15 protein-coding genes are annotated in these 14,274 nt (G+C 26.6%); 13 read left to right on the top strand and 2 right to left on the bottom strand.

Going from position 1 to position 14,274, the window contains the following annotated elements; all coding sequences use genetic code 11:
• The first annotated feature begins 11 nt into the window (after window positions 1–11).
• Genes AACT_RS07830 through folP form a run of 4 tightly spaced genes read left to right on the top strand, consistent with a single transcriptional unit; the run spans window position 12 to window position 3,223 of the window.
• A complete protein-coding gene (locus AACT_RS07830) occupies window positions 12–1,223 on the top strand; it encodes an aspartate kinase (protein ID WP_172126267.1) in 1,212 nt (403 codons plus the stop codon).
• 2 nt (window positions 1,224–1,225) lie between these two features.
• Window positions 1,226–1,777: a HobA family DNA replication regulator gene (locus AACT_RS07825; protein ID WP_172126266.1), complete on the top strand. Its 552-nt coding sequence runs from the start codon at window positions 1,226–1,228 to the stop codon at window positions 1,775–1,777.
• A gap of 4 nt (window positions 1,778–1,781) precedes the next feature.
• Window positions 1,782–2,408, top strand: coding sequence for a DNA polymerase III subunit delta' (locus AACT_RS07820; RefSeq protein ID WP_228720457.1), 627 nt, complete (start codon window positions 1,782–1,784; stop codon window positions 2,406–2,408).
• Between the two features lie 11 nt (window positions 2,409–2,419).
• Window positions 2,420–3,223, top strand: a complete 804-nt coding sequence (gene folP / locus AACT_RS07815; RefSeq protein ID WP_172126265.1) for a dihydropteroate synthase — start codon at window positions 2,420–2,422, stop codon at window positions 3,221–3,223.
• A gap of 26 nt (window positions 3,224–3,249) precedes the next feature.
• Here folP and AACT_RS07810 read toward each other — a convergent pair whose 3' ends face one another.
• Window positions 3,250–4,080, bottom strand: coding sequence for a prephenate dehydrogenase (locus AACT_RS07810; RefSeq protein ID WP_172126264.1), 831 nt, complete (start codon window positions 4,078–4,080; stop codon window positions 3,250–3,252).
• 102 nt (window positions 4,081–4,182) lie between these two features.
• On the opposite strand from AACT_RS07810, the gene bamA reads away from it, so the two are divergent.
• Genes bamA through AACT_RS07780 form a run of 6 tightly spaced genes read left to right on the top strand, consistent with a single transcriptional unit; the run spans window position 4,183 to window position 12,063 of the window.
• Complete coding sequence (bamA, locus tag AACT_RS07805) at window positions 4,183–6,459, top strand: outer membrane protein assembly factor BamA (protein WP_228720456.1); 2,277 nt, start codon at window positions 4,183–4,185, stop codon at window positions 6,457–6,459.
• A gap of 12 nt (window positions 6,460–6,471) precedes the next feature.
• Window positions 6,472–7,545, top strand: coding sequence for a dehypoxanthine futalosine cyclase (locus AACT_RS07800; RefSeq protein WP_172126262.1), 1,074 nt, complete (start codon window positions 6,472–6,474; stop codon window positions 7,543–7,545).
• Window positions 7,546–7,604: 59 nt separating this feature from the next.
• Window positions 7,605–8,843, top strand: coding sequence for a M16 family metallopeptidase (locus AACT_RS07795; protein WP_172128591.1), 1,239 nt, complete (start codon window positions 7,605–7,607; stop codon window positions 8,841–8,843).
• Window position 8,844: 1 nt separating this feature from the next.
• Entirely contained in the window at window positions 8,845–10,122 is a 1,278-nt protein-coding gene (gene gltX, locus AACT_RS07790; RefSeq protein WP_172126261.1) for a glutamate--tRNA ligase, read from the top strand.
• Window positions 10,119–10,391: a YggT family protein gene (locus tag AACT_RS07785; protein WP_172126260.1), complete on the top strand. Its 273-nt coding sequence runs from the start codon at window positions 10,119–10,121 to the stop codon at window positions 10,389–10,391. Before gltX ends, AACT_RS07785 begins: the two co-directional genes overlap by 4 nt.
• 7 nt (window positions 10,392–10,398) lie before the next feature.
• Window positions 10,399–12,063 carry a lytic transglycosylase domain-containing protein gene (locus AACT_RS07780; protein ID WP_172126259.1) on the top strand — a complete coding sequence of 555 codons (1,665 nt, stop codon included), beginning with the start codon at window positions 10,399–10,401 and terminating at the stop codon, window positions 12,061–12,063.
• On the opposite strand, the gene AACT_RS07775 is transcribed toward AACT_RS07780, so the two are convergent.
• On the bottom strand, window positions 12,029–12,517 hold the full coding sequence (locus AACT_RS07775; RefSeq protein ID WP_172126258.1) for a hypothetical protein: 489 nt from the start codon (window positions 12,515–12,517) through the stop codon (window positions 12,029–12,031). The two genes, AACT_RS07780 and AACT_RS07775, sit on opposite strands and share 35 nt — an antisense overlap.
• Before the next feature lie 218 nt (window positions 12,518–12,735).
• Here AACT_RS07775 and mobB point away from each other — a divergent pair, with 218 nt between their 5' ends.
• Genes mobB through AACT_RS07760 form a run of 3 tightly spaced genes read left to right on the top strand, consistent with a single transcriptional unit; the run spans window position 12,736 to window position 14,273 of the window.
• Window positions 12,736–13,233, top strand: coding sequence for a molybdopterin-guanine dinucleotide biosynthesis protein B (gene mobB / locus AACT_RS07770; RefSeq protein WP_172126257.1), 498 nt, complete (start codon window positions 12,736–12,738; stop codon window positions 13,231–13,233).
• 1 nt (window position 13,234) lies between these two features.
• A complete protein-coding gene (locus AACT_RS07765) occupies window positions 13,235–14,077 on the top strand; it encodes a class 1 fructose-bisphosphatase (RefSeq protein WP_172126256.1) in 843 nt (280 codons plus the stop codon).
• Complete coding sequence (locus AACT_RS07760) at window positions 14,070–14,273, top strand: hypothetical protein (protein ID WP_172123752.1); 204 nt, start codon at window positions 14,070–14,072, stop codon at window positions 14,271–14,273. Before AACT_RS07765 ends, AACT_RS07760 begins: the two co-directional genes overlap by 8 nt.
• Window position 14,274 lies beyond the last annotated feature (1 nt).

Here is a 14,274-nt window from a genome sequence, read left to right as displayed (position 1 = left end):
TAAAAAATTAGATGTTAAAAGTACTTAAGTTTGGTGGAACAAGTGTTGGTACACTTGATAGAATTCAAAATGTTGCAAATATCATTAAAAAAATTAAAGACGAAGGTCATGATGTAATTGCTGTTGTTTCTGCGATGAGTGGTGAAACTAATAAGTTGATTGAATATGCTGAGTATTATTCAAAAACTCCAAAGTTAGATGAAATTGATATGTTATTAAGCTCAGGGGAGAGAGTAACTTCTGCGCTTTTATCAATTGCATTAAATGAAATGGGTTTAAAAGCTATGTCTATGAGTGGTAGACAAGCAGGAATTACCACTGATAGTGCACATACAAAAGCTAGAATTGAATCAATTGATACAACAGAAATGAAAAAAGCAATTAACGACGGTAACATTATAATTGTTGCTGGTTTTCAAGGTGTTGTTCAAGATACACTAAGAGTTTCAACTCTTGGTCGTGGTGGGAGTGATTTAACAGCTGTAGCAATTGCAGGAGCTATTGAAGCTGATGTTTGTGAAATATATACTGATGTTGATGGTATTTATACAACCGACCCTAGAATTGAACCAAAAGCAAAAAAACTAGAAAAAATATCTTATGATGAAATGTTAGAATTAGCATCATTGGGTGCAAAAGTATTACAAAATAGATCAGTTGAAATGGCAAAAAAATTAAATGTAAATTTAGTATCAAGAAGCAGCTTTACGCCAGAAGTTGAAGGTACATTAATAACAAAGGAAGAAAATATTATGGAAAAACCAGTTGTAAGTGGAATCGCTTTAGATAAAAATCAAGTAAGAGTTGGTATGTATGGAGTTACTGATAAACCAGGAATTGCAGCAGCTATTTTTACTTCACTTGCAGATGAAAACATAAATGTTGATATGATAGTTCAAACAGTTGGTGTTGATGGTAAAACTGATTTAGATTTTACTATTCCTACAACTGATTTATTAATTTGTAAAAACGTTATGGAGAAATTTAAAAAAGATACTGAAAATATTGATTACAATGAAGCAATTTGTAAAGTATCAATTGTAGGTGTTGGTATGAAATCTCACACAGGTGTTGCTTCAAAAGCATTTACTGCAATGGCAAATGAAAATATTAATATCAGAATTATTTCAACAAGTGAAATTAAAATTTCTATGATTGTTGATTTAAAATACGCAGAATTAGCAGTTCGAGCTTTACACGACGCTTACGATTTGGATAAATAATAGTGCAAGAATTTTTAAATTGGACAGTTGATACAATCAGGGAAGATAGACTTATCTCTCCTTGGTTGGAGGAAAAAAAATATGAATGGACTCCATTAGTTTCTAAAAATATCTATAATCTACTAGAAAGAGGTTTCTCTATAATAGTTGTTACAGATAAAGAAAGAGAATGGTTTTTAGAGTATATTTTAGGAAATATCAATTCAACAAAATTAAATAGACCATTTTTACCATTTTATGATTTTAAATCTTTTTATAGATATATGGATACAGTAAAATCTGATGAAGATATAGCATATATAAAAGATATGTTAAGTATTTCATTTCCAAATGGATATTGTTTTTGGTACATAGGAAGAAGTCAAGATGTACGAGCCATTATTCCAAAAGTTTTAAAACACTCTTTTTTATGGTTATTTGATGAAGAAAAACAAGATGCTTTTAATTTAAAATCGAATGATGAGGCCCTAGATATGAAACTTTTACAAATGTTTAGATTATATAATAAATCAGTAAGTGCGTCTTTATTTGCTGAAATAAATGTGGAAAATTAATTTGTTGAATTTTATTGATCATTCTTGTATTTTAATAGTAAATGATGTTGAATTAACACTTAGTGAATTAATTCCAAAATATCCTTTGCACTCAACAAGAATTATAAAAAATGAAGAAAAAGATGAATTTCAAATTACACAAGCAAATCTTGCAATAAAAGAGGCATATATAGCTTCAAATGATATAAAATATATATTTTTATGTGGTGCTACTTTTAGAAAAGAAGCTCAAAACTCTTTATTAAAAGTTTTAGAAGAACCTCCTAGAAATGTAGTATTTATTATAATTACAAACTCTAAAACATCCATGTTACCTACGATTTATTCAAGATTACCATATAAGTATCTTAAAAAATCTCTTTTAAAAAATGAGTCATTATTAAATATAAATAAATTAGATTTAAAAGATATTTATAATTTTTTAAAAGAAAATCAAAAGATTTCTAAAAATGAAGCAAAAGATATTGTTGAATCAATTTTATTAAAAGTAAATAATCAAAAAATAAAGTTATCACATAAAGAACTAGATTTCTTTTCAAAATCTATAAAATTATTAGAGTTAAACTCTAGACCTATAAATGTGTTAACAACCCTGCTTTTATTTCTTGCTAACCAAAAAAACAAACACTAAAAAGGTTTTATATGCAAAATTGTAAAACAAAAATAATGGGTGTTTTAAATGCAAATGAAGATTCTTTTTTCAAAAATAGTAGATTTGATAATTCGCAAGCCTCTTTTTTAATAGAAAAAATGATTGAAGATGGTGCTAATATAATAGATATTGGCGCCGTTTCAAGTAAACCTGGAAGTATTGCTGTTGATGAAAATATAGAATTGTCTCGAATAAAAGATATTGTAGATACTATCTATCAAAATAAATATTATGAAAAAGTTGATTTCTCAATAGATTCTTATACTCCAAAAGTTTTAGATTATGTTTTAAACAAGGGTTTTAAAATTGTAAATGATATTACAGGTTTACAAAATGACGAAGTTTGTAAAATCGCAGCTTCTTATGATGCAAAAGTTGTAATTATGCATATGCAAAACAATCCTAAAAACATGCAAAATAATCCTTCTTATACAAATGTTATATTTGAAATTAATGACTACTTTTCTAAACAAATTGAAAAAGCAAAAAGTTTTGGAATACATGATATTGTTTTAGATGTGGGAATTGGATTTGGCAAAAACTTAGAACATAACTTAACTCTAATTAAAAAACTAAACTATTTCTCTCTTTTTGGATACGAACTTTTAATTGGAGCTAGTAGAAAATCTATGATTAACATGATAGTACCTTCCGTTGTGGAAGATAGACTACCTGGAACAATAGCTATTCATTTAGAATCTATTAGAAATGGTGCTTCTATTATTCGATGTCATGACGTAAAAGAGCACTTTCAAGCAATAAAAGTTTTTGAAGCTATTAATAATATAAACTAAAAAGTAAAATACATGAGATACTAAATTTATAGTATCTCATGCAAAGTATTTGCTTTTTTCATCCAATTTTGAAGTTCATCATAATTTTCATCTTCTATTAATTTTCTAGCATCTTTTAAATGTTTTTCAAATAAATCCATTGAATCAAGAAGATTCTTTTTATTTTGTTTGAAAATATCACTCCACATTATCGGACTTGATTTTGCAATTCTACTCATATCTTTAAATCCACCAGCAGCAAGAGCAATAATAGATTTTGGATCTTCATGGCCCATTACCGTATTTGCTAAAGAAAAAGAGATAAGATGTGGTAAATGAGACATATAACACGCATGAATATCATGTCTAGAACTATTCATAACAACTATTCTCATTCCAATTGCTTGAAATATTTCATAAGCTCTATTAATATGTACTTCTGTATTGTCTTCTAAATCACATAAAACAACAGTTTTACCTTCATACAAATCATCAATAGCAGCTTTTGGACCTGATTTCTCTGTTCCTGTCATTGGATGAGCTGCTATAAAGTTTTTTCTTATTTTTTCTGGTATATTTTTAACTATGTACTCTTTTGTTGAGCCCATATCAATAATAGTTGTATTTTCATCTATATCCAAAAAGTTTGGAAACATAGAGATTATTGCATCAACTGGAATTGCTAGAATAATAACATCTGAAACTTTTTTTAATGTTTCTAAATCAACTAATTCATCAACTAAATTCAACTCTAAAATATCTTTTTTATTTTTTTCACTATTTGTAAAACCATAAACTTTTTTTGCAATACCATATCTTTTTACAGCCTTTGCTAAAGAACCTCCCATTAGTCCTAAACCAATAATACCTATATTCAAAATACAACCTTCTAATAAATTAATATATGAGATTATATCTTAATATTTATATAAAGAATATTTAGCTATATTATTGCACCTATAATGAAATTAAGGATAGTTGTGAAAAATAAAGTAGTACTATTTTCTTTGGCTTGTGCAACAGCACTAAGCGCAGATGCAATAAAATCTATAGAATATAAAGATGTGAATAAAATCTCACCACAAATTTTGAATGAAACATTAAATATGCAAGTTGGTGATGAGCTTGATGAGAATAAGTTAAATGAAGCTCTAATAAAGCTTTATCAATATGGTTATTTTGATGATATCCAAGTAATAAACGAACGTGGAAATTTAAAATTAATATTTACAGAAAAACCTTCAATCGCAAGTGTTGAAATAAAAGGTTATAAAACAAGAAGTGAAGACATTGATAATCTTAAAACTGTACTAAAACTGAAAAAAGGTTCAATGTATACAGAAAAGAAAGTTAAAGAAGCAAAAGATAAACTTCTTTCAATGTTAGAAAGTGAAGGTTTTATAAATTCAGTTGTTGAAACAGAAATTGAAAAAATAAATGAACAATCTTTAAAACTTACATTTAATGTAAATAAAGGTGATGAAATCATTATAAAAAAAGCAAATTATCATGGTTCTGATAATTTAGAACAAGATGATTTTGATCTTGTTACAGCTAATAAAGAGATTGAATTTGCTTCTTGGTGGTTTGGTCAAAATGATGGTGAAGTTAAAATTGATCAGTTAAAATACGATGCAAGAAGAATTAATGATTTATATTTTGAAAAAGGTTATTTGGATGCTCAAGTTAAAGAACCATTTTTAGATATTGATTTTGCATCTAATCAAGCTAATTTAGATTTCTTTATCACAGAAGGAAATAGATATACAACTAATGATATTAAAATATATTTAGATTCATCTATTGTTGATCTTGCAACTATTTATCCTGAATTAGAATTAATTGTTGGTAATAGTTTTAATATTAAAAAATTAAGAGCTGACCAAGATTATATTAAAACACAAGTTGCTGATAAAGGTTATGCTTTTGCAGATGTTAGATTTGATCTAAAAAAAGATGAAGCTAATTCAAAAGTTGATGTAATTTTCAATGTAATTCCAGGTAAAAAAGTTTATATAAATGATGTAAAAATAGCTGGAAATGCAAGAACACTTGATAGAGTAGTTAGAAGAGATGTTTATTTAGCTCCAGGAGATTTATATAATCTAACTGATTTTAGAGATTCAACTAAAAAATTAAAAAGATCAAGTTATTTTGAAAATGTAGTTATTGAAGAAAAAAGAATTGCTGATGATAAAATGGATATCGTTGTAAGAGTAACAGAAGCAGCAACAGGTTCAATTATGCTTGGTGGAGGATACGGTTCATACGATAAAGTAATGGTTAGTGGATCAGTTTCAGATAAAAATATCTTTGGTTCTGGTTTATCTTTAGGAATAAGTGCTGATATTTCAGCTAATTCAAGTGATTTTACACTAAGTTTAAAAAATCCAGCTATTAATGATAGTAACTATAATGGTGAAGTTGAAATCCATAATAGTGATGTTGATATTGATAGAGATTATTATGATTCAACTATTTCTACAAAAGGTTTCTCTGTTTCTTTAGGAAGACAATTAGTTAGAGATTTATATGCTGGTGCTAAATATAAATTAGATTTTGTTAGTGAAGACTATGATTATGATGATGATTTCAAAACAACATATGATGCGCAAGATGACACCTTTAAAGAAACACATAAATTATATGAAAATACAGAATATGTTTCAAGTTCTATCACACCTTATTTAAACTTCGATAATACAGATGATTTTTATAATCCAAGAGAAGGTGTAAAAGCTGGAACATCACTTGAGTATGCAGGAGTTGGTGGAGATTCTAAATATTATAAATCAAGTTCTTATGCAAAATATTTCTATTCATTAGAAGATTTAACAGAATTAGACTGGATTTTAAGACTAAAAACTCAAATGAAAATTTTAGTTGATAATGGTCAAATTAATCAAGGAGACTCTTTATACCTAGGTGGTGCAAAAAGTTTAAGAGGATATAGTTCTTACGCATTCCCAACAAGTACAGATGGATATAAAATAAATCCTTATAAACAAATGTGGGCAAATTCTGTTGAGATGAGTTTCCCTTTAATTCCAAGTGCAAAAATGAGATGGGGATTATTTTATGACTATGGTATGATTGGTGAAGATTCATTCTCTGAAATAAAAAGATCAGGTACAGGAGCACTTCTAGAGTGGATTTCTCCTATGGGACCATTACAATTGATATTCGCTCATGCTCTTGATGCTGAAGCTGGTGATGATACATCATCATTTGAATTCTCTTTGGGTTCAAGTTTTTAATGGTATAAAAATATGACTAAAAAAATTGACGTAGATTTAAAAAAAAGATTAACAAATGAAGATGCATTACATTTAATAAAGAATGCATCTTTATTGGATCTTGGGAAAATGGCAAGTGAAAAAAAAGCTGAATTACATCCTGATAAAATAACATCTTTTATAGTTGATAGAAATATCAACTATACAAATGTTTGTTGGGTTGATTGTAAGTTTTGCGCATTTTATAGACATGGTCGAGACGAAGATTCTTATGTTTTAAAATTTGATGAAATTGATCAGAAAATTGATGAATTATTGGAAATTGGTGGAACTCAAATACTTTTTCAAGGTGGAGTTCATCCAAAACTAAAAATTGATTATTATGAAGAATTAGTTTCTCATATTCATGAAAAATATCCTCAAATCACAATTCATGGTTTTTCTGCAATTGAGATTAAATATATCGCAAAAGTTTCTAAAATTGAAATTATTGAAGTTCTAAAAAGATTACAAGATAAAGGTTTAAGCTCAATTCCAGGAGCTGGAGCTGAAATTTTAAGTGATAGAGTAAGAGATATTATTGCTCCTAATAAAATGGATAGCTTAGAATGGATTGAAGTTCATGAATTAGCTCACTCAATTGGTATGAAAACAACAGCTACTATGATGTTTGGGACTGTTGAAACAGATGAAGAGATAATCGAACATTGGGAGCTTTTAAGAAAACTGCAAGATAAAACAGGTGGATTTAGAGCCTTTATTATGTGGTCTTTTCAAGGATCAAATACTCAATTAAAAGCAGAAATACCAGATATTCAACCTCAATCATCAAATAGATATTTAAGATTATTAGCAGTTTCTAGACTTTATTTGGATAATTTTGCAAATATGCAAAGTTCATGGGTAACACAAGGTTCTTATATTGGTCAATTAGCTTTAAAATTTGGAGCAAATGATCTTGGAAGTACAATGATGGAAGAAAATGTTGTAAAAGCAGCAGGTGCTGAAAATAGAATGAATAAAGAAGAGATGATAAGACTTATTAAAGATATAGGTGAAAATCCTGCAAAAAGAAATACAGCTTATGAGATACTAGAAAGGTTCTAATTTTGTTTAAAATAAAAAATAATTTTTTAATCATATTAGCAATATTACAAGGGAGTTTAATGGGTGCTACTATAAAGCATATTGATGTAAAAGGTATTCAAGTACCAATAATTTTTGAAGAACAGAAAAGTTTACCAATTTTAAATTTACAATTGGTTTTTCAAAACTCTGGATATATTCAAGATAAAGACAAAAGTGGCTTAGTAAGTCTATCTTCAAAACTTTTAAATGAAGGAACAAAAGAACTTGGAGCTACTGCATTTGCTCAAGAATTAGAAGAAAATGCTATTTCTTTAACAACTTCAAATGGATTTGAAACTTTTGTTATTGAATTATCAAATTTAAAAGAGCAATCAAACAAAGGTCTTAGCCTTTTAACAGATCTTTTAAAATCTCCAAATTTTTCACAAGATACCTTAGATAAGTTAAAAACTATTCAAAATGGTTCTTTAAAAAGAAAAGAGAATGATTTTGATTATGTTGCACAAAATCAATTAAAATCTGTTCTTTTTGCAGGAACTGCACTTGAAAATCCATCTTCTGGAACTATTGAAACTACTTCAAAGATTCAGTTAAAAGATATTGAAAATTTTATTACTAATACAATTTCATTAAGTAACTTAATTATTGTTGCAGGTGGAGATTTTGAAGAAGAAGAGTTTGAAAAATTCATTAAACCATTTTTAGAAACTTTAAAAGTTGGTCAAAAAAATGAATTTCAAAAAATAAATTTTATATCAAAGAATGATGAAAAAACTTTAATAAAAGATACAGAACAAGCATATATCTATTTTGGAAGCTCATTTAATGCTGATTCAAAAGATGAAGAAAATTACAAAGCAAAAGTTGCATCATTTATTTTAGGTGGTTCAGGTTTTGGTTCAAGACTTATGGAAGAAATAAGAGTAAAAAGAGGATTAGCATATAGTGCTTATGGTTCTATTTCTATAAATAAATCTCATACTTATTTTAATGGTTATTTACAAACAAAAAATGAAAGTGCTAATGAAGCTAAAGATTTAGTAAAACAATTAGTAGCTCAATTTGTAAAAGATGGTGTTACACAAGAAGAATTAACTGCTGCTAAAAACTTTTTAACAGGAAGTGAACCTTTAAGAAGTGAAACATTAAGTCAAAGATTAAATAGTGCGTTCACTTTGTATTATAGAGGTTTAGAACAAGATTATTCTAAAAAAGAGTTAGAAAAAATTCAAAATTTAAAATTAGAAGATTTAAATTCTTATATAAAATCTCATAATGAAATTAACAATTTAACATTCTCAATAGTAAGGAAATAATTTGTTAAGATTTGCCCCAAGTCCAATAGAAGATATGAATATTGGTAACCTAAGGGTTGCTATTTTTAATTATATTGTATCAAAACAATTAAATGAAGATTTAGTTATTAGAATAGAAGATATTGATGCAGAAAAAATCATTGAAGGTAAAGATAAAGAGATTATAGAAATCTTAAATCTTTTTTCAATAGAGTATAAATATATTGCACATCAAAGTGATTCATTAAAATATCATCAAAAGATTGCACTTCAACTAATGAGTCAAAAAAAAGCATTTGCTTGTTTTTGTTCTGATAATAAATTAGAAGAATTAAAAGAAGAAGCACAAGCAGAAGGAAAACCTTTTGCATATGATGGTTTTTGTGAAACTTTATCAGATGAAACAGTTTTAAATACAAATGCACCTTTTACTGTTAGAATTAAAAAACCAGAATCAAATATTAAATTTACTGATTTATTAAGAGGCAATTTTGATTATACTCCTTTAGAAGTAGATTCATTTGTTATTTTAAATCAAGGGAAAAAACCAACTTATAATTATGCATGTGCAATTGATGATATGATTATGGATATTTCTATGGTAATTAGGGATGAAAAACATATTTCAAATACTGCAAAACAAATACATGTTAGAAATTCTTTATCTTATACAAAAGAGATAAAATATGTACATTTACCAAGTATTATAAATGAACAAACAAATCTAAATTCAGTAAAATGGCTAATTGACGAAGGTTTTTTACCAAGTGCTATTGCAAATTATTTAGTTCTTTTAGGAAACGAAACACCAAAAGAAATATTTTCTCTAGAAGAAGCTATTTCATGGTTTAAAATAGAAAACATATCAAAGAAAGCTAGTAAATTTGATATTGATAAATTAAAATTTATTAATAAAAAACATCTTGAAACAATTGATGATATGAGACTATCAAAAATACTTGGATTTGCTGATAATGATATTGGGAAACTTGCTAAATTATATTTAAATGAATTTAGTACAATAAAAGAGTTAAAAGAAAATATTACTGCAATTTTTGCAGAAAAAATATCTAGTAAAGATTTTGAAAAAGAGTTTCATAATATAAAAAACTGTTTACAAAAAGCACCCTTCTTTGAAGATTTTGAAAAACTAGAAAAATATGTTGAGCAAGAAACAAATTTAAAAAACAAAGATTTATCTAAGCCTTTAAGATATGTTTTAACAGGTACATATGATGGACCAAATATTTCAGATATTTATCCATTAATTAAAAATTATTTAGGAGAAATAGTAAGATGATAGATGCCTTATTAAGTTCTATATTTACAGTTGTTTTAAGTGTTATATTTTTATATAAATGGGTTATTATTATTTCAGCGATTTTAACTTGGGTTAAACCTGATCCTTATAATCCAATAGTTCAAATGCTTTATAGGCTAACAGAGCCTGCTTATGCACTAATTAGAAAATATATTCCTACAGTTTTTGGTGGAATGGATTTAGCTCCAATTATTTTAATTTTTGCTTTAATCTTTTTAGAAACTTTCTTGAAAAATCTAGCTTTTTAAGAGAATTATGAAAAAAATAATACTTAGTTTAGTTAGTACTGTTTTATTTAATTTATCTGCTAGTGGCAATGTTTCAGCCACTACAGATTTTTTACAAAAAGATTTTAAAGTTACTCTTGATTGGTTAGAAAAAAAACCACAATCATCAGCAAAAGATTTTTTTATTATTCAATATTTAGAACAAGAAGACATCTCTTTTGAAAATGCTAAAACTGCTTATGAAATGGGTAATGGAAGAAATGCAACTTTAAAAAAACTTTTTAATAAAAAATTTCAAACAACTGCGCCCCTTGACTTAAAATGTTATAGAGCCTCAATAGAGCAATTAAAACAAGAAGATTCAAAATGTATAGCTCTTGGCTTATCTTTAAGTGAAGCAACAAAAATTTCAAAAAAAGATTTAAAGTTTTTCATTAGTAAACTTGATCCCTACCCTACTTTAAAAAATGATTTAGAAGTAATTGCTTCTGATGATCCATTTAATGCATTAATAAATTCAGATACAAACAGATTTTCTAGGATTTTCTTTGACACAGGAAGTGATTATAGAGTTAGTACTTTAAATAAGATTATGAATCCTGAATTTATAAATAAAATTTCAAAAGAGAAAGATTTTGAAAGATTTCTAAGATATGTTGTTCATGATGATAAGTTAAAGAATTTACAGAAATCACTAATCTCTTTAAAAGATGATAAAACCTTGGCTCCTCATTTATTGTTTTCATTAGGAATAAATGCTGTAAATAACAATGATATAAGTAGTGCATATAACTTTTTTTACAATGCTTATAATAGATCATATTTAAAAGTAGATAAAGATAAAACTTTGTTTTGGATGTATTTAGTTACTCAAAACAACTCTTTTTTAGTAGAGTTATCAAAAAGTTGGGATACTAGTATTTATACTTTATATGCAAAAGAGTTATTAGATGTGAAAATTGATAATATCGTTTATAACATCGACTTAAAAAATGAAAAAACATCATATGATATTTATGATGCTTTTAAATGGATGGATGTTGTTGAAGATACAAAGAAAAATCTTGATGATGCTAAATTATCAAAATATTATAATCTTTTTACAGATGAAACAACTTTAGCTCACTATGCTTTTGTTTTACAAAGATATAACAAATATCAAGTTCAATACTTTATTACTCCATTTAGAGATATAGTAAAAGATTATGATATTTATAAACAAGTGTTACTTTATTCAATTGCAAGACAAGAGAGTTTATTCATTCCTTCATCAATATCTTTTTCTTCAGCACAAGGTGTGATGCAAATAATGCCATTTTTATCTTTGGATATTGCAAAAAGACTTAAAGAAGATTACAATATCTATGAACAATTTGTTCCCCAAACTAATATAAGATATGGAAGTTTTCATTTAGATTCACTAATGAGTCAGTTTGATAATAATCCTCTTTTTATTGCCTATGCATATAATGGTGGTGCGGGATATACAAGAACTCAACTAAAAAAAGGTTTATTTAAAGAAAAAAATAAATATGAACCTTTTTTAAGTATGGAATTGATTTCTTACGCAGAAACTAGAGAATATGGTAAAAAAGTTTTAGCAAACTATTATATTTATAATAACTATTTAAATAAAGAAAATCCAATTTCTTTATCAACTATCTTTCAAAGTTTAGTGTCGCCTTCTTACTAGAATCTTCACTTGATAGTTCTAAACTTAAATTAGAACTATCATTTTGTGTATCAAATTTAACTAAATAATAATTCGCCCAACTATTTTTATTCATTAAACTTTTAAAATTTTCATTATCTTTTTCTACCTTTTCAAGTAAACTAGCTTCTTTACCATTTAATAGAAGTTTATAGCCATTTGTTTTAATACTTTGAGATTCAACATTTGCAAAATATAAAGAAACTAAAAATACCTCTTTTTTAAAGTTATAAATATTTTTATCAATTTTATTTAAATATGTAGCCCACATAATAGTTTCCACTTCATCAGCTTTTAATATGTCAGCTTTTTTAGTAAATTGAATACTTTTTGTTTCAATATCATCTTTTTTTTCAAAATATTTAAAAGCACTATTTTTTGAAGTACAAGAAGTAAATAAAATTGAAATTAATATTAGAGGTAGAAATTTATGCATTGGTTCTCCAAGTTTTGATTAGTTGGCATTTTACATTAACTATGCTTTAAGGTTAATTTAGGAGACTTGCTAAAATAATTAATAATCACTTCATATATTATTTTATTTTATTTCTTAATTAAATTTTTTTATTCTGTTAAAGTAACTTTCTATGCTGATAAAAAAATAAATCTCTAATGTAAATTAATTTTAACAATCATTTGGATAAAATCCAACTTATGAATAAAAAAAGATTAATAGTAGCCTTTTCAGGTCCTTCAAATAGTGGTAAAACAACAGCTATTGTAAAAGTAGCTAGTATACTACAAGATAATGGTTTTAAAGTTTGTATTGTTAAGCATGATCCAAAGGATAAAGCTGTTTTTGATAGAGAAGGAAAAGACTCCTTCAAATTTTCTCAAACAGGTGCTGATGTTGCAGTGGTAAGTCCTAATAAAACAACTTTATTTAAAAAAAGTACATCAACAATAGATGATATGATTGATTTATTTCAAGACTTCGATTATTTGTTAGTTGAGGGCTTAAAAACTTTAGAATTGCCAAGAATTTCAATTTTTAGAGATAGACTAGATGAAAGCTATTTTAGTATGACTGATGCAATAGCATGTGATGAAACTATTGATAAAAATGAAATACCAGAAAATATAGTAATATTAGACTTAAATAATCCAGAGGAATTAATAAACTGGATAGATAAAAATGCAAAGAGAGTATAACATGCAAGAAATAATTAAAGCAATCGAAGAAGCTAGTATTGAAATAAAAGAATTAATTGAAACAGGTGATACAGGTAAAAGTGATCAAGAAAATTCTACGGGTGATACTCAATTAAAACTTGATATTGCAAGTGATATAATTATTGAACGAATATTTAAGCAATTACCAACTGTAAAAGCTATTGTTTCAGAAGAACAAGAAGATATTATTAATTTAAATGAAAATGGTGAGTACTTAATTGCATACGATCCATTAGATGGTTCTTCTTTAGTTGATGTTAACTTATCTGTTGGTTCTATTTATGGAATTTATAAAAATGAGTTTAATGCTAAAAATATTGTAGCATCTGTTTATGTTGTTTTTGGACCAAGAGTTGAAATGGTAGTAGCAATTGATGATGTTAAAATGTATAGATTAAAACATGGTAAATTTGAATTTATTCAAAATATTGTTTTAAAACAAAAAGGTAATTTAAAAGCACCTGGTTCTACTCAAAGTGCTTGGGCTCCTCACCATAAACAAATGGTTGATGATATTTTCAATGATGGATATAGACTAAGATATAGTGGTGGTATGGTTCCTGATTTACATCAAATATTATTAAAAGGTGGTGGATTATTTTCATATCCAGGAACAACTGATAAACCAAAAGGGAAATTAAGACAATTATTTGAAGTTTTCCCTTTTGCATTAGCTTATGAAAAAGCTGGTGGTGGTGCTATTGATGGACATAAAAGACTTTTAGAAGTAGAAACTACTCATATTCATGATACATCACCATGTTTTTTTGGTTCAAATGAAGAAATAAAAAGAGTATTAGAAGTTTATAAAGCTCATGGATAATCATAATATAGTTATTGATGAATGGGATATTAAACTAGATAAAATGTTGTCTGAATTAAAAACTTGCCAAGAAGAAAAAAGTTTTAAATCTTGTTCTGATTGTGGTGAGTTTTTTGAATGTGAATTAAGAAAGAAATATGTCATTGCCGTTTATGAATCTATGAATAAAGGTGCTGGCGGTGGATTTGAATTTTAAT

It is taken from the genome of Arcobacter acticola (genome assembly GCF_013177675.1).
In the GTDB taxonomy this organism is placed as follows: Bacteria; Campylobacterota; Campylobacteria; order Campylobacterales; family Arcobacteraceae; genus Aliarcobacter; species Aliarcobacter acticola.
This window is presented reverse-complemented; position numbering and strand designations above follow the sequence as displayed.

Excerpts from the sequence above, each read along its gene's own strand:
- AACT_RS07830 (WP_172126267.1), top strand. The coding sequence starts at position 12 with ATGTTAAAAGTACTTAAGTTTGGTGGAACAAGTGTTGGTACACTTGAT.
- folP (WP_172126265.1), top strand. The coding sequence starts at position 2,420 with ATGCAAAATTGTAAAACAAAAATAATGGGTGTTTTAAATGCAAATGAA.
- AACT_RS07800 (WP_172126262.1), top strand. The coding sequence starts at position 6,472 with ATGACTAAAAAAATTGACGTAGATTTAAAAAAAAGATTAACAAATGAA.
- AACT_RS07795 (WP_172128591.1), top strand. The coding sequence starts at position 7,605 with ATGGGTGCTACTATAAAGCATATTGATGTAAAAGGTATTCAAGTACCA.
- AACT_RS07785 (WP_172126260.1), top strand. The coding sequence starts at position 10,119 with ATGATAGATGCCTTATTAAGTTCTATATTTACAGTTGTTTTAAGTGTT.
- AACT_RS07780 (WP_172126259.1), top strand. The coding sequence starts at position 10,399 with ATGAAAAAAATAATACTTAGTTTAGTTAGTACTGTTTTATTTAATTTA.
- AACT_RS07775 (WP_172126258.1), bottom strand. The coding sequence starts at position 12,517 with ATGCATAAATTTCTACCTCTAATATTAATTTCAATTTTATTTACTTCT.
- mobB (WP_172126257.1), top strand. The coding sequence starts at position 12,736 with ATGAATAAAAAAAGATTAATAGTAGCCTTTTCAGGTCCTTCAAATAGT.
- AACT_RS07765 (WP_172126256.1), top strand. The coding sequence starts at position 13,235 with ATGCAAGAAATAATTAAAGCAATCGAAGAAGCTAGTATTGAAATAAAA.
- AACT_RS07760 (WP_172123752.1), top strand. The coding sequence starts at position 14,070 with ATGGATAATCATAATATAGTTATTGATGAATGGGATATTAAACTAGAT.